Annotated in this window: 26 protein-coding genes; 22 read left to right on the plus strand and 4 right to left on the minus strand. The window is 74.6% G+C overall.

Annotation, left to right across the window (positions count from 1 at the left end; all coding sequences use genetic code 11):
* The first annotated feature begins 69 nt into the window (after window positions 1–69).
* Together ACZ6TV_RS34010 and ACZ6TV_RS34015 are read left to right on the plus strand one after the other, a co-directional pair.
* Complete coding sequence (locus tag ACZ6TV_RS34010; RefSeq protein WP_465301710.1) at window positions 70–2,535, plus strand: PQQ-dependent sugar dehydrogenase; 2,466 nt, start codon at window positions 70–72, stop codon at window positions 2,533–2,535.
* Window positions 2,536–2,571: 36 nt separating this feature from the next.
* Window positions 2,572–2,931, plus strand: coding sequence for a VOC family protein (locus ACZ6TV_RS34015; RefSeq protein WP_465301712.1), 360 nt, complete (start codon window positions 2,572–2,574; stop codon window positions 2,929–2,931).
* A 24-nt stretch (window positions 2,932–2,955) separates the two neighbouring features.
* On the opposite strand, the gene ACZ6TV_RS34020 is transcribed toward ACZ6TV_RS34015, so the two are convergent.
* Window positions 2,956–3,756, minus strand: coding sequence for a phytanoyl-CoA dioxygenase family protein (locus ACZ6TV_RS34020; protein WP_465301714.1), 801 nt, complete (start codon window positions 3,754–3,756; stop codon window positions 2,956–2,958).
* A gap of 58 nt (window positions 3,757–3,814) precedes the next feature.
* Between ACZ6TV_RS34020 and ACZ6TV_RS34025 the strand changes: the two genes are divergently transcribed.
* The 3 genes from ACZ6TV_RS34025 (at window position 3,815) to ACZ6TV_RS34035 (ending at window position 6,495) form a co-directional block, all read left to right on the plus strand.
* Window positions 3,815–4,819, plus strand: coding sequence for a LacI family DNA-binding transcriptional regulator (locus tag ACZ6TV_RS34025; RefSeq protein WP_465301716.1), 1,005 nt, complete (start codon window positions 3,815–3,817; stop codon window positions 4,817–4,819).
* A gap of 70 nt (window positions 4,820–4,889) precedes the next feature.
* Window positions 4,890–6,062: an MFS transporter gene (locus ACZ6TV_RS34030; RefSeq protein ID WP_465301718.1), complete on the plus strand. Its 1,173-nt coding sequence runs from the start codon at window positions 4,890–4,892 to the stop codon at window positions 6,060–6,062.
* A gap of 55 nt (window positions 6,063–6,117) precedes the next feature.
* A complete protein-coding gene (locus ACZ6TV_RS34035; protein ID WP_465301720.1) occupies window positions 6,118–6,495 on the plus strand; it encodes a YybH family protein in 378 nt (125 codons plus the stop codon).
* A gap of 33 nt (window positions 6,496–6,528) precedes the next feature.
* On the opposite strand, the gene ACZ6TV_RS34040 is transcribed toward ACZ6TV_RS34035, so the two are convergent.
* On the minus strand, window positions 6,529–7,677 hold the full coding sequence (locus ACZ6TV_RS34040; RefSeq protein WP_465301722.1) for a hypothetical protein: 1,149 nt from the start codon (window positions 7,675–7,677) through the stop codon (window positions 6,529–6,531).
* Between the two features lie 181 nt (window positions 7,678–7,858).
* Here ACZ6TV_RS34040 and ACZ6TV_RS34045 point away from each other — a divergent pair, with 181 nt between their 5' ends.
* The 13 genes from ACZ6TV_RS34045 to ACZ6TV_RS34105 are packed head-to-tail and all read left to right on the plus strand — an operon-like array spanning window position 7,859 to window position 19,751.
* Window positions 7,859–8,569: a carboxypeptidase-like regulatory domain-containing protein gene (locus ACZ6TV_RS34045; protein ID WP_465301724.1), complete on the plus strand. Its 711-nt coding sequence runs from the start codon at window positions 7,859–7,861 to the stop codon at window positions 8,567–8,569.
* A 1-nt stretch (window position 8,570) separates the two neighbouring features.
* Window positions 8,571–9,791 carry a phage tail sheath family protein gene (locus tag ACZ6TV_RS34050; RefSeq protein ID WP_465301726.1) on the plus strand — a complete coding sequence of 407 codons (1,221 nt, stop codon included), beginning with the start codon at window positions 8,571–8,573 and terminating at the stop codon, window positions 9,789–9,791.
* 13 nt (window positions 9,792–9,804) lie between these two features.
* Window positions 9,805–10,296: a phage tail protein gene (locus ACZ6TV_RS34055; protein WP_465301728.1), complete on the plus strand. Its 492-nt coding sequence runs from the start codon at window positions 9,805–9,807 to the stop codon at window positions 10,294–10,296.
* Window positions 10,274–11,497, plus strand: a complete 1,224-nt coding sequence (locus ACZ6TV_RS34060; protein WP_465301730.1) for a hypothetical protein — start codon at window positions 10,274–10,276, stop codon at window positions 11,495–11,497. The genes ACZ6TV_RS34055 and ACZ6TV_RS34060 overlap by 23 nt, the downstream gene beginning before the upstream one ends.
* Window positions 11,485–12,213, plus strand: a complete 729-nt coding sequence (locus ACZ6TV_RS34065) for a CIS tube protein (RefSeq protein WP_465301732.1) — start codon at window positions 11,485–11,487, stop codon at window positions 12,211–12,213. Before ACZ6TV_RS34060 ends, ACZ6TV_RS34065 begins: the two co-directional genes overlap by 13 nt.
* A gap of 8 nt (window positions 12,214–12,221) precedes the next feature.
* Window positions 12,222–13,703 (plus strand): phage baseplate assembly protein V, encoded by a 1,482-nt coding sequence (locus ACZ6TV_RS34070; protein WP_465301734.1) that lies wholly within the window; start codon window positions 12,222–12,224, stop codon window positions 13,701–13,703.
* Window positions 13,700–14,038, plus strand: coding sequence for a hypothetical protein (locus ACZ6TV_RS34075; RefSeq protein ID WP_465301736.1), 339 nt, complete (start codon window positions 13,700–13,702; stop codon window positions 14,036–14,038). The genes ACZ6TV_RS34070 and ACZ6TV_RS34075 overlap by 4 nt, the downstream gene beginning before the upstream one ends.
* Window positions 14,035–14,427: a GPW/gp25 family protein gene (locus ACZ6TV_RS34080; RefSeq protein WP_465301738.1), complete on the plus strand. Its 393-nt coding sequence runs from the start codon at window positions 14,035–14,037 to the stop codon at window positions 14,425–14,427. The genes ACZ6TV_RS34075 and ACZ6TV_RS34080 overlap by 4 nt, the downstream gene beginning before the upstream one ends.
* Window positions 14,424–16,973, plus strand: a complete 2,550-nt coding sequence (locus tag ACZ6TV_RS34085; protein ID WP_465301740.1) for a putative baseplate assembly protein — start codon at window positions 14,424–14,426, stop codon at window positions 16,971–16,973. The genes ACZ6TV_RS34080 and ACZ6TV_RS34085 overlap by 4 nt, the downstream gene beginning before the upstream one ends.
* The gene (locus ACZ6TV_RS34090) at window positions 16,963–17,436 is read left to right on the plus strand and encodes a phage tail protein (protein WP_465301742.1); all 474 of its coding nucleotides are present in this window, start codon (window positions 16,963–16,965) and stop codon (window positions 17,434–17,436) included. Before ACZ6TV_RS34085 ends, ACZ6TV_RS34090 begins: the two co-directional genes overlap by 11 nt.
* A gap of 12 nt (window positions 17,437–17,448) precedes the next feature.
* Complete coding sequence (locus ACZ6TV_RS34095) at window positions 17,449–18,507, plus strand: PASTA domain-containing protein (protein ID WP_465301744.1); 1,059 nt, start codon at window positions 17,449–17,451, stop codon at window positions 18,505–18,507.
* 2 nt (window positions 18,508–18,509) lie between these two features.
* Window positions 18,510–18,956: a hypothetical protein gene (locus tag ACZ6TV_RS34100; protein WP_465301746.1), complete on the plus strand. Its 447-nt coding sequence runs from the start codon at window positions 18,510–18,512 to the stop codon at window positions 18,954–18,956.
* 3 nt (window positions 18,957–18,959) lie between these two features.
* Window positions 18,960–19,751: a hypothetical protein gene (locus ACZ6TV_RS34105; RefSeq protein WP_465301748.1), complete on the plus strand. Its 792-nt coding sequence runs from the start codon at window positions 18,960–18,962 to the stop codon at window positions 19,749–19,751.
* Between the two features lie 145 nt (window positions 19,752–19,896).
* Here ACZ6TV_RS34105 and ACZ6TV_RS34110 read toward each other — a convergent pair whose 3' ends face one another.
* On the minus strand, window positions 19,897–20,733 hold the full coding sequence (locus tag ACZ6TV_RS34110; RefSeq protein ID WP_465301750.1) for a helix-turn-helix transcriptional regulator: 837 nt from the start codon (window positions 20,731–20,733) through the stop codon (window positions 19,897–19,899).
* Between the two features lie 114 nt (window positions 20,734–20,847).
* Between ACZ6TV_RS34110 and ACZ6TV_RS34115 the strand changes: the two genes are divergently transcribed.
* The gene (locus ACZ6TV_RS34115) at window positions 20,848–21,780 is read left to right on the plus strand and encodes an SDR family oxidoreductase (protein WP_465301751.1); all 933 of its coding nucleotides are present in this window, start codon (window positions 20,848–20,850) and stop codon (window positions 21,778–21,780) included.
* Here ACZ6TV_RS34115 and ACZ6TV_RS34120 read toward each other — a convergent pair.
* Window positions 21,765–24,383, minus strand: a complete 2,619-nt coding sequence (locus ACZ6TV_RS34120; protein WP_465301753.1) for a CHAT domain-containing protein — start codon at window positions 24,381–24,383, stop codon at window positions 21,765–21,767. The genes ACZ6TV_RS34115 and ACZ6TV_RS34120 overlap by 16 nt on opposite strands.
* A gap of 77 nt (window positions 24,384–24,460) precedes the next feature.
* Here ACZ6TV_RS34120 and ACZ6TV_RS34125 point away from each other — a divergent pair, with 77 nt between their 5' ends.
* The 3 genes from ACZ6TV_RS34125 to ACZ6TV_RS34135 are packed head-to-tail and all read left to right on the plus strand — an operon-like array spanning window position 24,461 to window position 26,726.
* Window positions 24,461–25,645, plus strand: coding sequence for a S8 family peptidase (locus ACZ6TV_RS34125; protein ID WP_465301755.1), 1,185 nt, complete (start codon window positions 24,461–24,463; stop codon window positions 25,643–25,645).
* On the plus strand, window positions 25,642–26,256 hold the full coding sequence (locus ACZ6TV_RS34130) for an RNA polymerase sigma factor (RefSeq protein WP_465301757.1): 615 nt from the start codon (window positions 25,642–25,644) through the stop codon (window positions 26,254–26,256). The genes ACZ6TV_RS34125 and ACZ6TV_RS34130 overlap by 4 nt, the downstream gene beginning before the upstream one ends.
* The gene (locus ACZ6TV_RS34135) at window positions 26,253–26,726 is read left to right on the plus strand and encodes a hypothetical protein (protein WP_465301759.1); all 474 of its coding nucleotides are present in this window, start codon (window positions 26,253–26,255) and stop codon (window positions 26,724–26,726) included. Before ACZ6TV_RS34130 ends, ACZ6TV_RS34135 begins: the two co-directional genes overlap by 4 nt.
* Window positions 26,727–26,767 lie beyond the last annotated feature (41 nt).

Here is a 26,767-nt window from a genome sequence, read left to right on the forward strand (position 1 = left end):
GTGCCATTTCGCGACGAGCCCTTGACCGCAGTGGAGGGGATAAATATGGTGCGACATCTATAAGTAAACTTGACTAACAACTGGGGGACCGCCATGCACTCCCCGCCCGTCAGGCGCATCGTCGCCGTCCTCGCCGCCGCCGTCTGCGTCGCCGCACTGCAGGTCGCGGGCACCGCACCCGCACACGCCGACACCGTCGGCCCGATCACCGGCGGCGCGTCCGGTAAATGCATCGACGTCCCGTCCGCGAGCACCGTCAACGGGACCCAGGTCCAGATCTACACCTGCAACGGCAGCGCCGCGCAGACGTGGACCGTCGGCAACGACGGCACGGTCCGGGCGCTGGGCAACAAGTGCCTCGACGTCGCGGGCGGTGTCAACGCCAACGGCACCAAGGTGCAGATCTGGGACTGCGCCGCCGGCAACGCCAACCAGCAGTGGACGTACAACAGCGCCACCCGCGCGCTGAGCAACCCCGTCACCGGCCGCTGCCTCGACGTCGTCAACGGCGGCACCGCCGACGCCTCGAAGCTGCACATCTGGGCCTGCAACGCCGCCCTCGGCAGCCAGCAGTGGAACCTCGCCGGCGGCCCGCCGCAGGCGTTCACCGACTACCAGGCCGAGAACGCGGCGATCACCCAGGGCGTGGTCGAGTCCAACCACGCCGGATACACCGGCACCGGCTTCGTCAACTACGACAACGTGGCCGGCTCGGCCGTGCAGTTCACCGTCTCGGTGTCCGCGGCCGGCAACTACCCGCTGACCCTGCGCTACGCCAACGGCACCACCGTCGACCGGCCGATGGACATCACCGTCAACGGCACCCCCGCCGCCCCGGGCCTGTCGTTCCCCGGCACCGGCGCCTGGCCGACGTGGGCCGAGAAGACCGTGACCGCGAGCCTCGCCGCCGGCACCAACACCGTCCGGGCCGTCGCCACGACCGCCAACGGCGGGCCCAACCTGGACCGGCTGCGGGTCACCGCGCCGTCGGACAGCCAGCCGCCGACCGCGCCCGGCAACCTGCGGGTCGTCGGCGCGGTCCGGCCCACCGGCGTCGACCTCGCCTGGAACGCCGCCACCGACAACGTCGGCGTGTCCCGCTACGTCGTGTACAACGGCGGCAACGTGGTCGCGGAGGTCGGCGGCAACATCCTCACCGCCACGCTGACGCTGCAGCCGAACACCTCCTACGTGTTCAGCGTCCTGGCGTACGACGCGGCGGGCAACCCGTCGCAGGGCAGCAACAACCTGCCGGTGACCACCCCGCCGAGCACGGACAACCAGCCGCCCACGACCCCCGGCGGCCTGCGCGCCACGGCCGTCACCGCCAGCACCGTGAGCCTCGCCTGGAACGCCGCCACCGACAACGTCGGCGTCCGTGGCTACCGGGTGTCGCGCAACGGCACGCAGATCGCGGACGTGCCGGACCTGACGGCCTCCGACACCGGGCTCAGCCCGGCGACGACCTACCAGTACACCGTGCTCGCCTACGACGCGAACGGCAACACGTCACCGGTGAGCCCCGCCCTGGCCGTCACCACGTCGACGCAGGCGGGCGGCGGCGACCCCGTCTTCGACCGCAACGTCAACACGGCGCTGGACCTGCCGTGGGGGATCGCGTTCCTGCCCGACGGCAGCGCGCTGGTCGCGGAGCGGGACCGGTTCGAGATCGTGCGGGTCACCGCCGCCGGGCAGAAGACGGTCGTCGGCACCGTCTCCGAGGCCGTCACCACCAGCGGCGAAGGCGGCCTGCTCGGCCTCGCCGTCGGCCCGACGTTCGCGACCGACCACTGGGTGTACGCCTTCCACACCGCCGCCACCGACAACCGCCTGGTCCGGTTCAAGTACGAGAACGGCACCATCGGACCGCGCGAGGCGCTCGTCACCGGGATCGCGAAGAACCGCTTCCACAACGGGGGGCGGGTGAGGTTCGGTCCGGACGGCTACATCTACGTCACCACCGGCGACGGCCAGGACAGCAGCCGCGCGCAGAACCCGAACTCGCTCAACGGCAAGATCCTGCGGGTCACCACCACCGGCGCGGCCGCGCCCGGCAACCCGTTCGGCACCCGCGTCTACAGCCTCGGCCACCGCAACCCGCAGGGCCTCGCCTGGGACTCGCAGGGCCGGCTGTGGTCCTCGGAGTTCGGCGACAACACCTGGGACGAGCTCAACCTGATCACCCCGGGCGGCAACTACGGCTGGCCGACCTGCGAGGGCACCTGCGGCAACCCCGCGTTCGTCAACCCGGTGCGGCAGTGGAGCACGTCGTCGGCGTCGCCGAGCGGCATCGAGATCGTCAACGACTGGATCTACATGGCGGCGGTCCGCGGCACCCGCCTGTGGGTCATGAAGATCACCGGCAACACCACCGACACGCCGCGGGCCTTCTTCAACGGCTCGTGGGGCCGCCTGCGCACGGTGGTCAAGACCCCGGACGGCGGTCTCTGGCTCACGTCGACGAACAACGACATGAACGGCGGCACCCCGACGGTGCTCAACAACGTCATCGTCCGCCTGCGCTTCGGCCCGTGACCGTTACCCGGGCAGTGCCCGGGTAACAGTCAGTGCATGCCCCCTCACATCGCACAGTGCACCATCGACGTCACCGACGTCGACCTGATGACCCGCTTCTGGTCCGAGGCCCTCGGCTACACCGTCGGCCCCGACGCGGACGCCGGCGGCGCCCACCTCTTCGGCGCCCCCGGCGTGCCGTCGCTCTTCCTGCAGCGCGCCACCACCCCGCGCCCGGCGAAGAACCGCGTCCACCTCGACCTCCGCCTCGACCCGTCCCTCGACGTCGAGGCGGAGGTCGTCCGGCTCGTCGCCCTCGGCGCCCACCCCGCCGTTGTCGGCCAGACCGGCACCGAAGGCTTCACTGTCCTGTCCGACCCCGAGGGCAACGAGTTCTGCCTCCTCCACCCGCACTGACATTCCCGGCCCCTCCTGACGTGGTCAGCCGGCGGCGCCCATGACGAGGCCTTCGATGGTGTGCTTCTGGCGGATCGGGGTGAGCTCGTCGACGACCGGGCAATGGAGGTGGTCGCGGGCCTGCTGCGGCAGGGAGGCCCAGTACGCCTTCGTGACGGCCATGTCGTGGCGGGCGGCGTTGCCGGCGTCGGGGGCGTCGACGCCGAGGACCAGGACGGGCCGGGCGGTGCCGGAGACGTTGGCGGTGCCACGGTGCACGGTCAGCGCCGAGCGGGCCGAGATGTCGCCGCGGCGGGGGTACTTGCGGACGGCGCGCGACGCGTACCGGGGCCAGGACGAGCTGGGCGGGAACATGCCGTGCTCGAAGTCCGGCTCGTCGTCGAACTGGGTGCCGGGTGCGATCTCGAACGGGCCCATCGCCTCGACGGTGTCGACGCCGGTGAGGTTGAAGGCCAGGGAGTTGAGGCGGCGCTCGTGGCGGGTCGCGTCCGGCATGGGGAAGTCGCGGTGCCAGGGCTGGTCGACGGCGCCCGGGAAGGGGATGTCGAAGCCGAGCTCCACGATCTCGTACTCCGCGCCCAGCACGGCGGCGCAGACGGCGGTGACCCACGGGTGGGTGACCAGGTCGGCGAAGCCGCGCAGCTGCTCGGGGTGGATCTCGACGTAGTAGCGCTGCGGGCCGCGACCGACCGCGCCGTCGGGTCGTGATCGCGCCTCGGCGAAGGCGGTCTCGATGTCCTCGCGCATCCGGTCCGCCCATTCGGTGCTGAACGCGCCAGGACAAGCGGTGATGCCGTCGCGGTAGATGTCTTCCAGGGGAGTCATGGGACGAGTTTGCAACGTTGCATGCAACGTTGCAAGTGCTCATCTAGAATGACCGTTCGTGGGAGCCAGCCTGAAGGACGTCGCCGAGCGGGCGGGTGTCTCGGTCCGCACCGTCTCCAACGTGGTCAACGACTTCCCGCTGGTCGCGCCCGGCACCCGGGCCCGTGTGCAGCGGGCGATCGACGAGTTGCAGTACCGGCCCAACGCCGCCGCCCGCAGCCTGCGCGGCGGCCGGTCCGGGCTGGTCGGCCTCGTCGTGCCGGAGATCGCGTCGCCGTACTTCGGCGAGCTCGCCGCCCTGCTCACCCGCGGCGCCGAGGCCAGGTCGTGGACGCTGCTGGTCGATCAGACCGACGGCGACGCCGACCGGGAGCGGCGGCTGTTCGACGGCGTCCGGGGGCAGGTCGTCGACGGTCTCGTCATCAACCCGTGGGCGCTCTCCCCCGCCGAGCTGCTGCCGCTGCCCGGCCGGCCGCCGCTGGTCCTGCTGGGTGAGCGCAGCGGCACCTTCGACCACGTGGCCATCGACGACGTGACCGCGGCGACCCAGGCGGTCAGGCATCTCATCGCCCTGGGCCGGACCCGCGTCGCCGCGATCGGCCTGCAGCCGCACCTGGCCAACGGCACCGCCGAGCACCGGCTGGCCGGTTACCGCGCCGCGCTCGCGGAGGCCGGGCTGCCTGCCGACCCGGCGCTCGAGGTGCCGGTGCGGGCCCTGCACCGCGCCGACGGCGCCGCGGCCCTCGACGGCCTGCGCGCCGCGGGCATCGCCTTCGACGCGCTGTTCTGCTTCAACGACGAGCTCGCCCTCGGCGCGATCCGCGCGGCGCTGCGCGCCGGCCTGCGGGTGCCGCGCGACGTGGCGGTCGCCGGCGTCGACGACATCGAAGACGGACGCTACTCGACGCCGACGCTGACGACGGTCGCGCCGGACAAGGCGGCGATCGCCCGGCACGCCCTGGACTGCCTCGCCGAGCGCCTCACGGCGGCCACGGCCGGCCTGCCCGCCCGCCGCGTCACGGTCCCGCACCGCCTCGAGATCCGCGAGAGCACCACCGGCTGACGCGCGTCGCGTCCGGTAGCCGACGCAACGGTGATGTCCGGCCGGGCCGCCCGTCGCCGTCCTGCAGTGCATGCAACGGGATACGCGGGTGCTCACCGCCGCCACATTGGTGCACTCGATCGGCACGGGCAGCTTCGCCGCCGGCAGCGCGGTGTTCCTCACCAGGTCCGCCGGGCTGCGCGCCGGGGAGGTCGGCGCCGGCATGACCCTGGCCGGGTTCGTCGCGGTCGCCGCGGCGCTCGTCGCGGGGCGGCTCGCGGACCGGTTCGGCGCCCGTGACCTGCTCGTCGCGATGACGGCCGCGCAGGCGGTGCTGATGCCGCTGTACGCCGCCGTCCACGACGTCGCCTGCTTCCTGGCCGTGATCTGCGTGCTGACCGCCGCCGACCACGCCGCCCGGGTCGCCCGCGACACCGTCGTCGCCGGCATGACCGGCGACGCCGACCGGATCCGGGTCAAGGGCTGCCTGCGCACCGCGGCCAAGATCGGCGTGTCCGTGGGCACCCTGGCCGCGATCGTGCCGCTGCAGGTGGGCACCCGCCCCGCGTACCTCGTCATGATCTTCGGCAACGCGCTCGCGGCGGCGCTGACCGCCGCGCTGTCGGCGCTGCTCCCCCGCCACCGGCCGGCACCGCGCCGGGCGGCCGCCCGGCCGGTGACCCGCGACCTGCCCTACCTGTCGGTGGCGGTGCTGTGCGGTCTGCAGGCGACCTACCGCAGCCTGCTCACGATCGCCCTGCCGCTGTGGGTGATCACCCGCACCGGCGCGCCCGACGTCACCGTCGCCTTCCTGCTCGGCGGTCACACGCTGCTCAGCGTCGTCCTGCAGATCCCGTTCGCCCGGCGCGCGGCCGGGGTCACCGCCTGGCGCGGGGCCGCACTGATCGCCTCGGCCTGCGTCCTGATGGCCTTGTCGGCGGTGGTACCGCCGCTGCCCGCCGTCGCACTGCTGGCGGCTGGCGTCGCGGTGCTGACGGTGAGCGAGCTGCTGACGTCGCTCGCCGCGTGGACGCTGAACTTCGACCTCGCCGACCGCCGCGAACCCGGGCGCTACCAGGGCATGTTCAGCCTCGGCATGTCGGTGGAGGGGGTCGCCGGGCCACTGCTCGCCACCGGCGTCGTCCTCGGCCTCGGCATCCCTGGATGGATCCTGGCGGGCCTGCTGTCCGCGGCCCTCGGCGGCGCCGTCACCCACGCCGCCGGCTGGGCCCGCCGCACCCGCCCGTTCCCCAGCCCGGCCTGACGCCGGGCGGGCTACGATCCTCGTCGGACTTTGATGGGCGTCGAAGGGGGCCGCTGTGGCGGAGCGTGGGCTGGACGAGGCACTGCGGGAGCATCTGGCGGCGCTGGACGCCAAGAACCTCGACGCGTATGCGGCGACGCTCGCCGACGAGGTCCAGCTGATCCTGCCCAACGGCACGCTGCTGGACGGGAAGGCCGCGGTCGTCGAGCTGCACCGGGAGATGTTCGCCGACGACACCTGGACGCAGGAGCGCACCGTCCGGCGGGTGATCGAGGCCGGCGGCGCTGGGTGGGTGCTCATCGAGTACCGGTTCGTCGTCGTCGACGCCGAAGGGGCGGTCGAGTCGGACACCCACGCCTACTTCACGCTCACCTACGCCCTCGTCGACGGGCAATGGCTGGTCATCGCCGACCAGAACACCCGGCTGCCCTAGCTCGGCCCTGGCTCGGCCCTGGCTCGGCACAGCTCAGCACAGCTCGCCGATCGGCACGGGTGCCTGCTGGACGGGCCGGTCGTGCTCGTCGAGCACGACCAGCCCGGTGCCGAAGTCCTCGTCCTCGTCGTCCTCGAGGATCAGCACCAGCGACAGCACGAACGGCAGCAGCGTCTCCGCCGGTCCGGGACCGGTGCCCACCACCGCGGTGGACAGCCTCGACAGCCACGTGAGCCGGTCCAGGCCGGCGGCGAACCGGCGGGCCAGCCACAACTGCCGGTCGCGGCGCATGACGTACCGGTCCAGCGCCGCCGACGCCGAGCGGTGGTCGGTGACCAGGTTCAGCGGCACGTCGCCGCGCTCGGCGCGCTCCGCCTGCAGCTCCGCGTAGTGCACGAACGAGCGCACCATCACCGAGCACACGAACGGCGCCAGCAGGTTGGTGAACCCGCCCGCGACCCGCAGCGCCGACCGGCCTTCGCCGTGCCCGGCGAAGTACACCTCACCGGTCGGAAGCAGCGCCAGGACGTGCTCGGCGAGGTCGGACGGTCCTTGCGGCCGGTAGGCCCCGGCCGTGAACCCGCCGATCGTCATGTCGGGGCGGGCCGAGATCCAGAAGTCGGACCGCCGCACGACGTGCTGGCCCGGCACCGGCACGTCGAGCGGGTGCCCGACCTGCTCCCACGTGTAGTCGGCGTTGAGGACGAAGAACTGCTCGTTGTGCGGCGGCAGGTGCAGGCCGCGCGAGCCGAAGCACAGCGGCAGCGTGTTCAGCGACTCCGTGAACGTCAGGCCGGACAGCCAGGCGTGCGCGCGGGCGCTGAGCACGCCGCCGCGGATGACGGTGCGGTACTCGTGGCCGTCCCCGCCGATCCTCGCGACGGTGCGCTGCACGTCGCCGAGGTGCAGGTGCTCGCCGACGAGGTCGCGCAACGCACCGGCGCGGGCGGTGTCGGTGACCACCGGCCCGCTGTCCTGCCCGCCGACCTGCCCGGTGTCCGGCCCGGCGAGGCGTGGCCGGGTGCGGCCCCACATCGGTGATCGGGTCCGGAACGGTGTGAAGTCGTCGACGATCGTCAGCCGGTGGTCGATCAGGCGCAGCAGCCGCCCGATCCTGACGCCGATCCGCAGCCGCGGGCCGCGGAAGCAGGCGGACCCGGGCCGCGGGTCACTGGGATGCATGGCGGGAACCTCCTGAGGTCGTCGTCGCGCGCGTCGCGAGTAGGACGGCCGGGCGCCGCCGGTGATACCGCCGCGCCGCGACGGAGCGTGTCCGGTTGGCGACATCGGCCTCCGGTATCAGACGGACCGCCCGCCCGTCCTGCCTTGCGACCTCATCCCACCGAGCCGCAAGGGAGCAGCCATGCCAGAACCGGGCGTCGTCGAGGCCGCCACCACCGGCCTGCTGCGCCGGGTCGGCGGCGCGGGCCTCACCGCCCGCTCCGGCCCGCCGCCGGCCGCCGGCACGAGCACGGCCAAAGGGCCCGACGGCCCCGAGCCGAAGAAGCCCGACGTGTACGTCTGGCTGGTCGGGCTGCTGCCCGAGCAGGGCCTCCGGCCCGTCACGGGCGTCGACCCGGTCCGGTTCCGGATGCGGTTCCTGCTGGCCACCGCCCGCGCCGACGACGTCGCGACGCTCGACCGGCTGCTCGCCGTCACCGCCGCCGGGCCGCACCCGCCGGTCTTCGACGAGGTGCCGGCGCACGTGTGGCAGTCGGCCGGGGTACCGGCCAGGCCGGCGTTCTGCGTCGACATCCCCGGCCACCTCGACCGGACGCTGCCCGTGGCGCCGCGGGTCACCGCGCCGCTGCGGATCGACACGGTGCCGTTGCGGCCCCTGTCCGGCGTGGTGCTCGGACCCCGCGACACGCCGGTCCCCGGCATGCGGGTGGAGAGCGCTGACCGTACCCAGGTCGCCTACACCGGCGCCGACGGCAGGTTCGTCCTGCCCGGACTGCCGGCGGGCCAGGATGTGCGGCTGCGGCTGACCGGCCGCGGCCTTCGGTTCCACCACCACGTCACCGCCGATACCGCCGCCCCGGCGGTCATCCGGTGCGAGATCACGGAGGTATGACATGCCCTACTACGCGTCTCCCGGCGTCTACGTCGAGGAGGTCAGCGGCGGCGCCCGGCCCATCGGCGCGGTCGGCACCAGCACCGCCGGGTTCGTCGGCACGGCACCGGACCGCGACGCCCGCCGCAACGAGGCGGTCGCCGTCGGCAGCTGGTCGGAGTTCCTGCGCATCTACGCCGGCGGCACCGAGACCCCGGCGAGCACCCCGCTGGCCCGGGCCGTCTACGGGTTCTTCGACAACGGCGGCGGCCGCTGCTACGTCGTCAACATCCCGCCGGGCGACCCGATCGCCGGCACCGGGCGCACCCGCTCCGGGCTCGGCCTGCTGGAGGCGATCGACGAGATCGCGATCGTCGCCGCGCCCGGCTACACCGACGTGCTCTCGCACGAGGACCTGCTCAAGCACTGCGAGAACCTCGGCGACCGGATGGCGATCCTCGACCCGCCGGAGGAGATCACCGACGTGGAGCGGCTTGTGCGGGTCGCCACCCCGCCGCCGGCCAAGAAGCCGGCGAAGACGGCCACGGACGGCCAGCAGCCCGCCCCGCAGGCCGCTGCCGACGACGGCGGCCTGCGCCCCCGCCAGAGCGACTACGGCACCTTCTACGTGCCGTGGCTGGTCGTGCGCGACCCGCTCAGCGGTGACGTGGTGTCCACCCCGCCGAGCGGGCACGTCGCCGGCCTCTGGGCCCGCAACGACGCGCTGCGCGGCGTGCACAAGGCGCCCGCCAACGAGCCCGTCCGGGGCGCCGTCGACCTCACGTACCGGGTGACCCGAGCCGAGCAGGACCTGCTCAACCCGGCCGGGGTCAACTGCATCCGCTACTTCCCGTCCGAGGGCATCAGGGTCTGGGGGGCGCGCACCCTCGCCGCGGAGGCGTCCGAGTGGCGCTACCTCAACGTCCGGCGGCTCTTCTCCATGCTCAAGGAGTCCATCGGCGACGGCACCCGCTGGATCGTGTTCGAGCCCAACGACGAGCAGCTGTGGCGCTCGATCCGGCGGGACATCAGCGCGTTCCTGACCCGGGTGTGGCGCGACGGCGCGCTGCTGGGCGCGACCCCGCAGGAGGCGTTCTTCGTCAAGTGCGACGCCGAGACCAACCCCGCCGACGTCCGCGACGCGGGCCAGGTCGTCGCCCTCATCGGCGTCGCGCCGGTGAAGCCCGCCGAGTTCGTCGTGTTCAAGCTCAGCCAGTCCTCCATCGGATCCGAAGCCCAGTAAGGGGAGCAGCTCGATGACCGCACCCGTCCCGGCCCCGTCGGCACAGCCCGGCAACTCGGTCGACCCGTTTCGCGCGTACAACTTCAAGCTCCTCATCAACAACGTCACCGAGGGCCATTTCACGGAGGTGACCGGGCTCGGCGTCAAGGTCGAGCGGATCTCCTACCGCGAGGCCGGCAACAGCAGCGTCGTGCGCGCCATCCCCGGGCGCGTCACGTACCCGCCGGTGACGCTGCGCTTCGGCCTCACCAACTCCACCGACCTGTGGCAGTGGCTGATGACCGCCGTCGAGGGCAAGGTCAGCCGCCGCAACATCTCCATCGTCATGCTCGACGCGGCCGGTGTCGCCGAGGCGCTGCGGTGGAACCTCATCAATGCCTGGCCGCAGGAGTGGTTCGGCGCGCCCCTGGACGCCATGAGCCGTGACCTGGCCATCGAGACCCTGGTGCTCGCGCACGAGGGCCTGCAGCGGGAGGCCGGCGGTGGCACCGCGTCGGCTGCGTAGCAGCGTCTCGGCCGGCCTGCGCTGGACGGCGGCCCGGGCGACCGCGGCCGCCGACCGCCTCGACGCGGCACCGGCACCGGATCCGGCGGTCGCTGCCGAGGAGTGGGCTCCGCAAGGGGCGCCGGAGCACTGGCTGGCCCTGGTCCGCCAGCACGCCCCGCAGCTCCTGCGACCGCCGGTGCGGCAGGCGCCGCACCCGAAGGTCCCGGCGAAGGTGCTGGCGTTCGCCCCGGTCGCCCCGATCGCGCCGGCACCTCCGCCGGCACTCGTGCGGTCGGACGTGCACGTGGTGGCGCCGGCCGGTCCGGCGCCCGTGGTGTCGCGTGTGGAGACGGCGGTCGCGGTCACCGCGGCCGCCGGCCCCCGCCGCACGGTGACCTCCACCGTGGACGTCGAGCTGCGCAGCGCCGTGCCGGATCCACGGCACTTCCCCGAACCCGCGCGGCGGCCGGCACCACCGGCCGGGGCCGAGGGGCACACACCCGGACCCGCACGCCGGCCTCAGCGGCACGAACCCGAACCCACGCGCCGGTCTCAGCGGCACGAACCCGAACCCACGCGCCGGTCTCAGCGGCGCGCGCTCGGAGCCGTGCCGCAGGTCGAGGTCGTGGAGCTCGCCGCCGTGCCCGTGCCGCGCACCCGGGTCACGGAGCCCGTGCCCGTGCCGGTCCGGCCGCGGCCCGATGCGGAGCCGAGGACGTTCCGGGCGAAGCGGCCCGTGGTCCACTTCCCGGATCTCGAGCCGGCCGTGAGCGACCCGGTGGTGCCGCACCGGTCCGACCTTCCGGAACCGGCGCGCACCGCCTGGCAGCGGCCTTCGCAACCGGCGGATCCCTCCGCACCGGCACGGCTCGCCCCGCCGGCGGCGGACCCCGCACCGCGGACCCGCACCGTCCCGGACGACCGGGGCGGCGAGGACGTCGTCAGGCGCGGGCCGTGGCCCCGGCTCGACGGTGAGGACGACAGCCACGCCGACAGCGGTCGCGGACATCCGGCAGGACGGGCGATGCGCTCCCCGGCGGTTCCCGGCGGTCCGGAGCGCTCCCGTACACCGGCGGAGAACACCGACGCAGTGGCGGTTCCCGGACGGTGGCCGGAGCTGCCCGACGACACCACACAGTGGACGGTCGCGCCGCGGCGGGGCGACGGCCGGGCCCGCCGGCTCGACGAGGAACAGCGAGGACTGCCATGGAACGCGTAGCGTTCGTCGTCGACGACACCGGCGAGCGGATCGACTGCCTGCTCAACCCGGAAACGTTCGAGGTCAAACGGCTCGCCGGCATCCGCACGCCCGCCGCGCAGGGCGCCCGCCTGGTGGGGCGTGGACGGGTCGACGACCCGGTGCGGTTCACCGGCGGCGGGCGCACCGAACTGCTGCTGGACATGGTGTTCGACGTCGCGTTCGCCGAGTCGCGGACCGCGCCGCAGGACGTCCGGGAGCTGACCGCGAAGCTGTGGAACCTCGCGGAGAACACCGCGGAGGAGCTCGGCTCCGCGCGCCCGCCGCTGATCCGCCTCGTGTGGGGCCGGTCGTGGAACGTGCCGGGCGTCATCGCCGCGATCGCGGAACGCTTCGACGCGTTCGGGCCGACGGGCGCGCCCGGGCGGTCGTGGATGCGGCTGAAGCTGGTGCGGGTCGACGAGCCGAAGCACGCCGCCACCCACGACTTCGACGAGGAGCTCGCCCGCACCGCGGCCGGCAGCACGCCCGGCACCACACCGACGGCGGTGCAGGCGCTCGGTGACGGCACCACCGCGGCGGGCGGCGCCGGCGCCAGGATCGACCTGCTCGCGGCGGAGGCGCTCGGCAGCCCGATGCGGTGGCGGGAGCTCGCCGGGCACAACGGCGTCGACGACCCCTTCGCGGTGGCGCCCGGCCGGGTGCTGTCGGTGCCGGCGACGGGTGGCGCGTCATGATGCCGGCGGTGCGGGTGACCGCGGCCGGCGCCGAACTGCCCGACGGGTGCCGTGTCGCCGGGGTGCGGGTCACCAGCCGGCTGTCGCAGCCGGCCCAGTGCGAGCTGACCCTTGACGACCCCCACGGCCGCGCCCTGGAACTGCTCGGCGCCGCGCTCGTCGTGCGGGTCGACGGCGACGACCGGCCGCTGTTCGCCGGCGAGGTGACCGGCGTGGGCCTGACCCGCACGGCGGACGGCGGCACCGAGACCCGGCTCACCGGCTACGACCTGCTGCACCGGCTCCGGGCGCGGCAGAGCGTCCGGTCGTTCGAGCGGGTCGGCCCCGCCGACCTCGCGCGGGCGGTCGCCGGTGACCTGCCGGGGGTGCGGGTGACCGGCGGCGACGACGGGCCGCGGCTCGAACGGGTCGTGCAGCACCGGCAGCGGGACCTGCAGCTGCTCACCGAGACCCTCGGCCGGGTCGGGCTGTTCGCCGTCCTCGACGGCGACGAACTGCGGGTGCTGACCCTGCGCGGGCACGGCGACCCGGTCCCGCTGTGCTACGGCCGGGACCTGCACCACGTCGACGTCACCGCGACCGTCGACCGGCTCGCGGCGCGCTGCGAGGCGGTCGGGTGGCACCCGCAGCGGGCGGTGGCCTTCACCGAGAGCGCCGGGCCGCCGCGGCACGGCCGGGACATCGCGCTGCGCCCGGACAGTCCCGCGCCGCTGACGCTCGTCGACGAGTCCGCCCGGACCGAGGACGAGCTGCGCGCCGTCGCCCAGGGCACGCTGGACGCGAGCGCCGCCCGGGCCGTGACCCTCGACGGGGTGGCGGCCGGGAGCGCGGCGTTGCGGGCCGGCCGGCGGATCGCCGTGCGCGGCGTCGCCGCCGCCCTCGACGGCACCTACGTGCTCACCGAGGTGGTGTCCACGGTGGACGCCGACGGTTACCTGGCGCGGCTGTCGACGCGGCCGCCGGCGCGGGAGGTGACCCGGCCCGGCGCGTCGCTGACCCTCGGGCGGGTGACCGGCGTCGACGACCCCGACGGCTGCGGCCGGGTCCGGGTCGCGTTGCAGGCGCACGGCGGGCTGGACGCCGGCTGGGTGTCGCTGCTCGTGCCCGGCGCCGGCGCCGGCAGGGGGCTGGTCGTGCTCCCGGATGTCGGCGACCCGGTGCTCGTGGCGCTGCCGCACGACGCCACCGGCGACGCGGTCGTCCTCGGCTCCCTGTTCGGCACGACGAAGGCACCCGACGGCGCGGGTGTGGCCGGCGGCAAGGTCCGGCGCTGGTCGATGCGGACCGCGCGCGGGCAGTCGATCGTCGTCGACGACGAGGAGCGGTCGCTGCGGGTGGAGACCGCCGACGGCAGCTACCTGCACCTCGCGCCCGACACGGTGCGGCTGCACGCCGCCACCGACCTGGTCCTGGAGGCGCCCGGGCACGGCATCACCGTCAAGGCCCGCAGCGTCGACTTCGAGCACGCCCTCATCGGAGGTCTGACATGAAACTCGTGACGGTGCGGGCCGTCGTGCGCTGCGGCCACGACGGCCGGGTCGCCAACGTCGCCTCGCAGCACTGGGTCACCGTCGGCGGCGCCGACGTCCTCGTCGACGACGACCCGCAGGGCCGCACGATCGCCGGCTGCCCCAACATCGGGCCGACCATGAAACCCTGCACCACCACCCTCGCGGTGACCACCGGGTACAGCGACTGGATCCGCGTCGACGGCGACCGGGTCGCACTGTCCGACCTGGACGGTCTGACCGACGGGACGGTGCCCGGCACGGTGCACTACACCGTCCGCGACCCGGGGCAGACGTTCGTGGCGGCCGGCGCATGAGGGCGATCCGGTTCGCTCCCGCGCTGACCGCGACCGGGTCGCTGTCCATGGTGGACGGTGACGCCGCGGTGCGCCAGGCGCTGCTGCTCCTGCTCGCCACCACACCGGGCGAGCGGCTGATGCGGCCGCAGTACGGCTGCCACCTCAACCGGCTGCTGTTCGCGCCCAACGACCACACCACCGCCGGCCTCGCCGTGCACTACGTCCGGCAGGCGGTCCAGCGGTGGGAGCCGCGCGCGGAGATCGTGTCGCTCGACGCGGCCGCCGACCCGGACGTCCCCACCCGGCTCACGATCCAGCTGCGGTACCGGGTCCGCGCCACCCTCACCCTCGCCGAACTCGACATCCCGCTGGACCTCGGTCCGGCGTCCGACGGGAGCGCGTCATGACCCTGCCGATCCCCAACCTCGACGACCGCACGTTCACCGATCTCGTCCGCGAGGCCCGCGACCGCATCGCCCGCTCCTGCCCCGGCTGGACCGACCTTTCGGTGCACGACCCCGGCATCGCCCTCGTGGAGGTGTTCGCGCATCTCACCGAGGTCCTGCTGTACCGGCTGAACCGGCTGCCGGACAAGGCCTACATCGAGTTCCTCAACCTGCTCGGCATCACCCGGCACGCGCCCGCGGCGGCGTGGACGGAACTGACGTTCACCCGCACCGGCGCCGACACCGGCCGCATCACGATCCCGGCGGGCACCAGAGCGGCTGCCGCGCAGGGCGCCGACCCGCAGCCGGTCGTGTTCGTCACCACCGAGACGGTCGTGCTCGCCGAGGACGCGCCCGCGGTCACCACGAGAGCGCACCACTGCGAGCCGGTCGCCGCGGAGCTGATCGGTCTCGGCACCGGTATGCCCGGGCAGGTGCTGCGCACGGCGAAGGCGCCGGTCGTCACCACCACCGAGCACCTCGACGTGCTCCTCGGTGTGCAGACCCCCGCCGAGGAGGTTCCCGACGGGGTCCCGGCGCGGGAGCACGACGGCCGCTCGTTCGTCATCTGGCAGCCCGTCGCGGGCTTCGCCGGGGTACCGGCCGGCGCGCTCGTCTACCACCTGGACCGCAGCACCGGCACGGTCACGTTCGCGCCGGCCGTCGACGCGGGCGGGGCACCGGTCGCGGCGGTCCCGCCCGCCGGTCGTGAGGTGCGGATCTGGTACCGGGTCGGCGGCGGCTCGGCCGGCAACGTGGCCGCGCACACCGTCACCGCGCTGCGCGACCCGGTGCCGGGCGTGCGGGTCGACAACGAGCAGCCCGCGTTCGGCGGCCGGGACCTGGAGCCGGTCGACGCGGCGCTCACCCGGGGGCCCTACGAGTTCTTCGCGCTGCGCCGCGCCGTCACCGCCCGCGACTTCGAGCTCCTCGCCACGGCCGCGTCGGCGGCGGTGGCCCGGGCGACCGCGTTCACCCGCAGCACCATGTGGTCCTTCGCCCGGCCCGGCGAGGTCGAGGTCGTCCTGGTGCCGCACGTCGGTGCCGAGTCGCGCCCCGACTGGCGGCTGCCGGTCGGGAAGCTGCTGGAGGTGCAGGGCGAGGACGTGCGCCTGCACACCCAGCAGGACCTCGACGCGCGCCGCGCCCTCGGCACCCGCGTCGTCGCCGGCTGGGCCCGCTACAAGGCGGTGTCGGTGAAGGCCCGGGTCGTCGTCGGCGCCCACGAGGACGCCGACGCGGTCCGCCGCCGGATCAACGACCGGCTGTACGCGACGATCAGCCCGTTGCCGACGCCGATGACCCGCACCGGCTGGGCGTTCGGCGAGCCGCTGCGCGCGTCGAACGTGTACCGGATGCTGGAGTCCGCCGAGCCGGGCGTCCGCTACGTCGACGACGTCCGGTTCGTGGTCGACGAGGTCCCCGACGGGACCGTGCGGTCCGTGGTCGCCGACCGGTTCCAGGACGGCACCTGGTACGCCGGCTGCGGCGAGGTCCTGTTCCGCTCCACCGACGGCGGCGCCGGCTGGGAGCCCGCCGGCCGGTTCCCGGACGAGGAGGTCCGGCGGGTCGTGGCCGCGCCCGCGCCGAACCGGCCCGGCATCACCGCCCGGCCCGGCCTGGTCGCCGCGGTCACCCGCACCGCGGACGGGGCCAGCGCCGTGCACGTGTCCACCGACCTCGGCGAGACCTGGTCGCTGGTCGCCGCCCTGGAGCCCGCGATCGCGGACGTGGCCTGGGTGGACCGGGAAGGGGTCGCGACACTGCTGTGCGCGACCGACGCCGGCCTCTACGAGGTGGCCGCCGCGGCGGGCGCGGTGCCGCTGCAGGTGCTCGTCGACAACACCGACCCGGGCCGCGGCTTCTCCGGCGTCCGTTCGTTCGTGTCCGAACGCGGCAGCCACGGCGTGGTCCTCGCCGCGCAGGCGAAGTACGGCGTGTACCTGTCCACCGACGCGGGCGCCGCCGGCACGTTCACCCACATCGGGCTGCGCGGCACCGACGCCCGCGCCATCGAGATCCAGTACGACGGCCCGTCGACGCTGGTGTGGATCGGCGCCGGCGAGTCCGACCCCAACCGGCCCGGGCAGGGGTGCCACCGGGCCCGGCTCTTCGAGGCCGACGTGCGGTGGGAGCAGGTGGTGTCCGGCTGGTCCGGCGGCACCTGCTGGGACCTCGACTTCGCCGGCTCGACCGTGCTCGCCGCCACGCAGAGCGCCGGGGTGCTGCGGCTGGACACGTCGAGCAAGACCCCGCAGTGGGAGGCGGCCAGCGTCAACGCCGGCCTGCCGCTGCGGGACCGGACCCGCTTCGAGCCCGTCCTGTCCCTCGCCGCCGGCGACGCGGTCCTCGCCGGTGGGCCCCGCGGCGTGTACCGCAGCGGCGACGCGAAGACGTGGACGTTCACCGCCGACCGGGAGACCCGGCAGCCGGTGACGATCCCGCAGACGTGGCTGCTGTGCTCAGGCGAGCACGACGTCGAGGTGGTGCGTGAGCATGCGGCGTGACGACATCGCGCGGCTGCTGCCCGCCGTCTACCAGTCCGCGGCGCAGCCCGGCAGTGTCCTGGTCGCGCTGCTGGACGTGATGGAGGCGATGCACGCGCCGACCGAACGCCGGCTCGCCGCGGTCGACGAGCTGTTCGCCGCGTACCGCGCGCCGGAGGCGTTCCTGCCGTTCCTGCTGCGCTGCGTGGCGATGGACCACATCGGACGGTCGCTGCCGGCCGGGCGGCAGCGGGACCTGATCGCCCGCGCGGGCGACCTCGCCCGCGGCCGGGGCACCGCCGCCGGGCTGTGCGCGCTGCTGGCGACGGTGACCGGGGTGCCCGGGTTCGCCGTCGAGGAGCCCGCGGACCACCCGTTCCACGTCGTCGTGCGGGTCCCCGACGCCGCCCGCGACCAGCTGTCCCTGATCCAGCTGGTGGTGCAGCAGGAGAAGCCCGCTGCCGTCACCGTCTCCGTTGTCTAGAAGGGAACCGTCATGTCCACCAAGTGGGTCGTCACGACCGCCGCCGAGCGCATCGCCCTGGACGAGGCGAAGCAGGGCGGCACCACGTTCACCGTCACCAACCCCGGCCGGGCCGCGGACCGGGTCGTGTTCGAGCCGGTCCCCGGCGGCGACGCCGACCCGTCCTGGTTCACCGTCGACGAGCCGCAGCGCCGGGTCCTGCCGGCGGCCTCGGCGTCGTTCCTGCTCAAGGTGCACGTCCCCGCCGACGCGAAGCCGGGCGCCTACGAGGTGCAGGGCCGCGCGTACTCCGCGGACTCCGCACCCGAGGAGTCGTCGGTGCTCAGCGGCCGGGTCGTCTTCGACGTCGCCGCCCCGCCGGCCCCGCCGCAACGCAAGGTCCCGTGGTGGATCATCGCGATCGCCGCCGCGCTGGTCGTCATCACCGTCGTCACGGTCACCCTCGTGCTGACCCTCGGCGGAGGCGACGACGACGCCGTCGAGGTGGCCGCGTCGCCGGCGCCGTCGGTCACCGCGCCGCCGTCCGGGCCGATCCCGGTGCCGGACCTGGCCCGGCTCAACGAGACCCAGGCCCTGTTCGCGCTGAAGCAGGCGGGCCTGACCGCCGGCACCATCAAGCACCGCAACGACCCGGCGAAGGCCGACACCGTCGTCGAGCAGAGCGTCCCGGCGGCCAGGACCGTCGCCGCCGGTACCCCCGTGGACCTGGTCGTCGCGGTGCGGCTCGGCGCGCCGGTGCTGAAGACCCCGCAGAACGCGCAGCTGAAGCAGGCCGACGGCAAGCTCGTCTGGGAGCAGCAGGAGGCGTACGTGACGCGCTGGGTCGTGCAGGTGTCGATGTACACGTGCGTGCAGCCGCCGATCGTCAACGGCTGCCAGTACCTGCCGACGCTGTCCGCCCGCACCGAGACGAAGACGTTCACGCCGTCGATGCAGCCGGCACGGAACCTGACGCTCGGCATCGTCAACCTGTCGTTCAACGGCAACATCCTCTGGACCGTGCAGGCCGTCGACGACTTCGGCGGGACCGGCCCGACCGCGCCCGCGCTGATCGCCCAGATGGTGGCGTAGCCATGACGAGGCAGACGAAGGTCGTGATCGCGGTACTGGTGCTGATCACGGCGATGTTCGTGGGATCGGCGCTGCCAGGGGAGGACGACGGCGACGCGCTGAGGAAGCCGGGCGGGCTCGTCGAGTGGTTCGGGGCGAGGTTCGCGAAGACCCCCGCCGCCGACCCGGCCGACCTCAGCGCCCCGTGCCGCACCGGCGACGCGTTCGTCGTGAAGGACGGCACCTGCACGGTCCGGGTCGCCTCCGGCGCCAACCGCCGCACGGTCCGCCTGCACGCCGACAGCGACGTCGGCGTGCAGGCCCCGGCCCCCGGCCAGGACACGCTGGTGCGCAGCGACGCGAAGGCCGGCGACACCGTCGAGGTGACGGTCGGCAAGGCCGCGACCGACATCGACCTCATCTGCGCCGGTGCCCGCACCTGCACCCTCACCGTCGTCCGGGAGGACTGACCCATGCCGGCAACGGAGCGTCTCCGCACCCCGTTCTTCATCGTCGCCCTCGTCGCCATGGCCCTCGTCGTCTGCGTCGAGCTCGGCGAGCAGCTCCTCGTCGGCGGCGTCGACGCGGGCACCGCGCTGACCGACAACGCCGCCGCGCTCGGCGCGCAGGTCCCCGCCGGCGGCCACGTCGAGCGCCCCTCCGGCGTCGGCATCCCCTACCTGGCGCTGCTGGACTTCGCGGCCCTGTTCACCGTGGCGCTGATGGCCGCGGGCCTCGTCGTGCCGCACCGCCTGCACGGCCGCCTGCAGGGCGCGGTCACCCTGGTCGTGGCGATCCTGCTGATCCTGGCCGCGCTCGGCCTCATCGTCCTGGCGGTGGCGAAGCTGGTGCTCATGGTGGCGCTGCTGCTGGCCTTCCCGTTCGGCACGATCGCCTACCTGATCCTGTTCGGGTCGTTCCCCAGGGGTACCGCCACGGTCATCCTCTCGCTGCTGATGTTCCTGAAGCTGGTCTTCGCCGCCTCGCTCGTCGCCGCCCAGCCCCGCTTCCTGCAGAACAAGGGCCTCGTCCTGCTGACCCTGAGCTCCCTGCTGTGCAACGTGGTCGTCACGTTCCTGCACGGCCTCGTCCCCGGCGTCCTGGTCAGCATCACCGACGCGGTCGCCGGCATCGTGGTCGCCGTCGTCGCCCTGATCTGGGCCGTCGTCCTGCTCATCGGCGCCGTCGTCGGCATCGTCGCCGCCGCCCGCGCCACCGCCGACACCGCCCGCACCACCGCGACTGCGGCCCTCCCGGCGACCTGAGCGGGCCGCCGCACGCCGGCCTTGCCCCGCCGGGCGACGGCGGGGCCGGGCCGCCGAGGCGGTGGTGCGGGCGGTGCCGGCGTCGGCGTCGGCGGACGCCCTTCAGGGACGGGCCTGCAACCGCACGACGGTGCCGGGGTGGTGGCTATGGCGCCGCGACCCCCACGGCCGGGAGCAGCTGGAGCTTCTCGTAGCTCTCGGTGCCGGGCACGGCGGTGTACACCAGCAGCGCGTGCGACTGGTCGGGGTCCAGCAGCGACTGGCAGGCCAGGTCGAGCGCGCCGAGCGACGGGTGGATGAACCGCTTGGTGTGGTTGTAGCCGACGTCCACCTCGTGCTCGTCCCACACGGCGCGGAACTCGGCGCTGCCGGCGAGCAGCAGCTGCTGCAGGTGCGCCGCCCAGGAGCCGGGCCCGCGCAGCGTGACCACCCGGCGCAGTCCGGCGGCGAAGACGCGGGCGTGCAGCGGATGGTCGTCGGGGTGGTACAGCGCCCGGCACGCGGGGTCGGTGAACCAGCGGTAGCCGATGGCTCGGGCGGGGCCGGTGAAGCGGGTGTTGTCGCCGGTGAGCGCGACGCCCAGTGCGGTCTGCCGCAGCGTCTCGCCGAGCTCGGTGACGATCTCGGCCGGGGTGTCGGTGAGCCGGTCGAAGATGCGCAGCAGGCCGGGGCTGATGTGCGCACTGGTCGCGCCCCTGATCGGCGGGTGGTGACCGGCGAGACGGAAGAGGTGGTCGCGTTCGGCGAGGGACAGGTGCAGGCCCTGCGCGATCGAGGCGATCATCTGCTCCGACGGGTGCGGGCCGCGCTCGCGCTCCAGCCGGCTGTAGTAGTCGGCGGAGATGTGGCAGAGCGTGGCGACCTCTTCCCGGCGCAGGCCGCTGGTCCGGCGCCGCTGCCCGCGCGGCAGGCCGACGTCCTCGGGCTGCAGCGACTCCCGGCGGTGCCGCAGGAACCCGGCGAGCCCGGCCCGATCAATCATGGGATCCGTTCTACCACCGGGCGCCGCACGCAGCCTGGGATCGGCAGGCCGTGGATAACCCGGCGGGACGGCCGCAGCCTGGACAGGACGCGGAACCGAACCGAGGAGTGCGCAATGCCGGACATCACCGTTCCCGACCTCGCCGGGAAGCTCGCCGTGGTCACCGGCGCCAGCGACGGCGTCGGGCTGGGCCTGGCCGCCCGTCTCGCCGGCGCCGGTGCCGAGGTCGTCATGCCCGTCCGCAACGCCCGCAAGGGCGAGGCCGCGATCGCGACGATCAGGCAGCGGCACCCGGGGGCCGTGCTGTCCCTGCGGGCGCTGGACCTGTCGTCGCTGGAGTCGGTCGCCGCGCTCGGCGACACGTTGCGCGGTGAGGGGCGGCCGATCGACATCCTCGTCAACAACGCGGGTGTGATGACGCCGCCGCAGCTGCAGCGCACCGCGGACGGGTTCGAGCTGCAGTTCGGCTGCAACCACCTGGGGCACTTCGCCCTCGTCGGGCACCTGCTGCCGTTGCTGCGGGCGGGGCGCGCGCGGGTGACGTCCCAGCTCAGCGTCGCCGCGAACGAGAACGCCGTCAACTGGGACGACCTGAACTGGGAACGCTCCTACAACGGCCGCCGCGCGTACAGCCAGTCGAAGATCGCGCTCGGGCTGTTCGGGCTGGAGCTGGACCGCCGCAGCCGGGCCGGCGGCTGGGGCATCACCAGCAACATCGCCCACCCCGGTGTCGCGCCGACCAGCCTGCTGGCCGCCCGGCCCGAGCTGGGCCGGGCGAAGGACACCATGGGGGTGCGGCTCATCCGCGCGCTGTCCCGGCGCGGCATCCTGCTCGGCACCGTCGAGACGGCGCTGCTGCCGGCCCTGCTCGCCGCGACCTCCCCGGACGCGTCCGGTGGCCGCTTCTACGGCCCGAGCGGGCTCGGGCACCTGTCGGGCGCGCCCGCCGAGCAGGCCGTCTACTCCCGGCTGCGCGGCGAGCAGGACGCCACCCGCATGTGGGAGATCTCCGAGAAGCTCACCGGATCGGCCTACCCGGCGCCGTAGCAGACGAAGCCGGCGCTGCTGTAGCGGGCGTCGCCGTCGGTGGCGAGCTGGGCGGCGGCGAGGGCCGCGGCCTCGCTGCAGCCGGTGCCGAGCAGCTTGTGGAAGTCGGTCATCAGGCCGCGGGTGGCGTCGTCGTCGACCGGGCCGGTGCTCGCGACCACGGTGCGGGTGCCGAGCTGCAGCAGGGTGCTGGTCAGGCCGAGCAGCTCCTCCCCCGGATGCACCGCCGACAGGCCCGTGTCGCAGCCGGACAGCACCAGGGTGCCCGGCGGGCGGTCCAGCGCGGACAGGTCGTACATCGTCAGCGGGCCGTCGGTGAGCCGCAGCGCGGAGAAGAGCGCGTTGTCGGTGCGGAACTGCCCGTGGCACGCGATGTGGCCCAGGCGGGCACCGTCGAGGGCGTGCAGGACGTCGGCGACGAGGGCGTCGTCACCGGCGAGCAACCGTGCGCCGGGCGTACCGGCGGCGATCCCGGTGACCTCGCGCAGCGCCTGCGGCGGGTCGGCGGCACCGACGAACACCGCGGGCCCGGCCGGGCGTGGGGTGCGCTGCGCCCGCCACCACGTCGCCGCCGACGGGGTGACCCGCACCGCCCGGCCCCGGCAGCGCGGCAGCAGCGACCACGACAGGGCCTGCAGCTGGCCGGTCGGGGCGAGCACGAGGTCGCGGTCGCCGACGAGGTCGTCGAGCGGGGCGAGCAGCATCCGGTCGAGGTCGGCGGCGGCGTGGTCGGCGGCGAGGGTCGCGGCACCGCGGTGGCCGCGGCCGGCGACGAGGCGCCGCTGGGCGAAGCGCAGCGCGTGCAGCTCGTCGAGGACCGGCTGGACCGGGCCGAGCGGCCGGTGGGTGACCCGGCCCCCGGCCAGCACCAGGGCGTGCAGGCAGCTGTCGACGGCGAGCAGGTCGACGAACGCGAGGTCGCCGAGGGCCGCGGCGAGCACGTCGACGGGCGGGCCGGCGGCGGTCGCCTCCTCGGTGCCGTGCGCCTGCCACGACCTGCGGCGCACCTGCTCCTCCAGGTCGCGCTGGCGCTGCAGCAGCCGGCCGGTGTGCCCGGCGCCGATCGGGGCGGCGGCGAGGTCGGCGTGGACGCTGCGCAGCCGGGCCAGGTCACGGGCGATCACCGGGTCGCCGCTGGGCCTGGCCGGCGGCAGCCACAGCGTCGCGGCCCGGCACCGCTGCGACCACTGCAGGATCTGCTCGGCCGGCTCGTGCCGCACGGCCAGCCGCAGCCGGAACGCGGCGAGGTCGGCGACCGTGCCGCCGCTGCGCACGCGCAGCTCGGTGGCGCCGAGGCTGGCCCGGTGCGCCTCGAACTCACGCAGCCCGGCGTCGGCGAGGCGGGCGGCGGCGGGGACGTCGCCGTCGGCGAGGGCGGCGACCGCCCGCAGGTGCCACCAGCGGGCGCGCAGCACGGCGGGGCCGCGGCGGGCGGTGGCCGCGGCCCGCTCCAGGCTGTCGGCGGCGCCGGTGCGGTCGCCGACGTCGAGGGCGAGCTGGGCGGCGTCGAGCCATGACTCGCAGCCGGGCAGCAGCCAGCCGGCGTCGGTGAGCTCCTCCGCGGCCGTGCGGACCTCCCGCAGCGTGCCGCGGTTGGCCCGGCCGGTGGCGATGACCGCGCCGAGCTCGACCGCGCGGGCCCGGGCGGCGGGCAGCACCCGGCGCTGGGCGGTGAACACCCGGCGGGCGGAGCGGGCGGCGTCGCGGGCCTCCTCGGCGTTGCCGCGGGCGAGGGCGATGCGGGCCAGCAGCAGCGCCGCCTCGCCGCGGGCGGTGTCGAGGCGGCCGCGGCGGCAGATGTCGACGGCGTCCTGGGCGGCCTGCTGCGCCTCCGGCAGCAGGCGGGCGGAGCGCAGCAGCTCGGCGAGGTCCAGCACCGCCTCCGACGGCAGCCCGGCCTCGCGGGTCAGCACCTCCCGGGCCTGCTCGTACCGGGACAGGGCGAGCGGGACGTCGCCGGCCTGCGCGGCGATGAACCCGAGGTTGTGCCGCACCTGCGCGGCGGCGGTGGGCAGGTCCAGGTCGGCGTAGATGGCGGCGGCGGCGCCGAGGTCGGCGGCGGCGAGGCGCTGGCTGCCGTGGTAGCTGTGCAGGATGGCCCGGTTGTTCAGCGCCCGGGCCTCCCAGAGCCGGTCGCCCTCGCGGCGGAAGACGCGCAGCGCCGACCGGTAGCCGGCCATCGCCTCCTCGTCGTGGCCGAGCCGGCGCAGGATCAGCGCCCGTTGCATCACGGCCCGGCCCCGGCGCAGCCCGCGCAGGCTGCGCAGGGCGACGTCGATCTCGCGGACGGCGGCGGCCGGCCGGCCCAGGTCGTCCAGCACCAGGGCCAGGCTCATCCGAGCCTCGGCGGCCAGGGTCATCCGGTCGTGCCGCTGCGCGACCCGGAGCGCCGAGCGCAGGTGCCGGGCCGCGGACTGCGCGTCGTCGGCGGACCGGGCGGCCAGGCCCAGCGCCCGGTGCGCGACCGACGTGGCGTCGGGGTCCTTCTCCCGGCGGGTCGCGGCGAGCGCGGCCACGGCCAGGGTGCGCGCCTTCTCAGGGTCGGCGGCGACCGCGTCGACGGCCCGGGTCGCCAGCACCAGCGCGGATAACTGCGGCTTCACAACCGAGGATCCTCCCATCGCCGGAAACTGTCGGGTACCCGACGTATCGACGGTCTCGCTCGAACGTCACGTTGAACATGACTGACTTCGAAGACGGACGTGTGGACCCGACCCGGCGACTCGAAAGGTGGCGGCAGCGGCGCTCGGCGCACCTGGCGGGCCTGCGGTGGATGGGCACGGAGACCACGGGTGGTCAGCCGGTCCGCTACGTCAGCGGCGAGCTGCTCGTCGTCGACGAGCACTACGACGACGCCCGGCGGGTCGTGGAGGGCCTCGGCCACCGCGCCGCGGACGTGACGACCGACGAGGTCGTGCCGGGCGTGCGCCGGCTGCGGGCACCCGGCCTCGACGCGGTCCGCGCCACCCGCCGGACCCGTGAGCGGGCCTCCGACGGCACCGTCGCCGGGCCCAACCACGTGCTGCTCGCGTCCCCGTTCGAGCAGGGCGGGCCCTTCGGGCGCCCGGTCTCGGCGGCGGCCGCGGCCATCGACGCCGCCCCGGCCGGCGACGGCGCCACCAGGGTCGTGGTGATGGACACGGGCGTGTGGGCCGACAGCCCGCTGCCCGCCAGCCGGTACCGGGTCGGCAAGAGCGACTACGAGGTCGAGGTCGACGTCGACCGGGACAACGTCATCGACTCCGACGTCGGGCACGCCAACTTCATCGCCGGGGTCATCCTCCAGGGCACCCGCCGCGCCCAGGTCCGCATCGTCAAGGTGCTCGACACGTTCGGCGTCGGCACCGAGCTGGAGCTGGCACTGCGCATCGCCGCCCTCACCGACACCGACGTGCTGAACCTGTCGCTGGGTTCGTACACCGTGGACGGTCAGCCGCCGGTGCTGCTGCGCTGGGCGCTCAACCGGTTCCTGCTCGGCCGGGACCGCGTCGTGGTGGCCGCCGCCGGCAACGACGGCGTCTCCGACCGGCCGTTCTGGCCCGCCGGGTTCGCCGGTGCCGACGTGCCGTGGCGGCAGCAGGTCGTCGCGGTCGCCGCGCACGACGGCGACGCGCTGTGCGAGTGGAGCAACAGCGGGCCGTGGGTGACCGTGGCCGCGCCGGGCGCCGACGTGGTCAGCACGTACATCCACCACCCCGACTTCGGCACCGGCTGGGCCGCCTGGAGCGGCACGTCGTTCGCCACCCCGCACGTGGTCGCGCTGATCGTGGAGCGCGCCGCGTCGACCGGAAGCGTGCTTTCGGCGACCAAGGAGGTGACGTCGCAATCGACACGATCTATCGGCGGGTACGCTTCGGTGTTGTGACGGCATTCGATCCGACCATCGCCCTGATCGAAGCCGCAGACGGCGATCAGCGGGCCTGGAACTCGCTCGTGGAGCGCTATTCAGGTCTTGTCTGGGCGGTCGCGCGCAGCTTCCGCTTCAACGACGCCGACGCCGGCGACGTGTTCCAGGCGACCTGGTTCCGCCTGGTGGAGAAGCTCGGTCAGATCCGCAACGGCGACGGACTCGGATCGTGGCTCGCCACGACCGCCCGCAACGAGGCGATCGACATGATCCGCAAGCGCGGCCGGGAGTCCCCGGCAGACGTCGCCGAGCACCTCGGGCAGGCCCCGTCGGTCACGGACCTGCCGGAGGAGGAGGCGCTGCGGGCGGAGGAGCGGCGGCTGCTGTGGCAGGCGGTCGACCAGATGCCGCAGCGCTGCGGGCGGCTGCTGCGGGCGATGGGCGCGCACCCCGCGCCGAGCTACGCGGAGCTGGCGGCGGCGCTGGACATGCCGGTCGGCAGCATCGGCCCGACCCGCGCCCGCTGCCTTGACACGTTACGCGGCCTGCTCACCGGCGAGCCGTATCTGGCCCGCCCGGCGGGCCGCACCGCGAACACAGGGACCAACGCCGAAGGGAGGCAGACATGACGCACCCACCCGCGGGTGAGGAGCTGGGCGACGCGGTGACGCGGCTGTTCGTCGACACCGACCCGGTCCCCGCGCTGCTGCTCCAGGCGGCGCAGACCGGCTTCGCCTGGCGCGACCCCGACGCCGCCCTCGCCACCCTGCTGCTGGACAGCGCCGTCGCGGGCGCCGCCGCGGGGATCCGGGCGGATCCCGGCGAGGACGAGCCACGGCTGCTGAGCTTCGACAGCGGCGGCACCGTCATCGACATCGAGGTCGTCGTCGACGGCGGCCGGGTCCGCCTCATCGGCCAGGTCAGTCAGCCGGTCGAGGCACCGGTCCGGGTCCGGCACAGCGGCGGCGAGTGGACCGGGGTCACCGACCGGCTCGGCCGCTTCTCGGTGCCCGGCCTCCCGGCCGGCCCGATGCGTGTCTGGTGGGGGCCGTCCGGCCCGGAGACCACCGCGGTCTGCACCGCCACGTTCCTGACCTGAGTCGGGAGCGGGCGGCGCGGCCCGATGCGTGTCTGGTGGGG

The sequence above is a fragment of the Dactylosporangium sp. NPDC051087 genome, assembly GCF_055586325.1.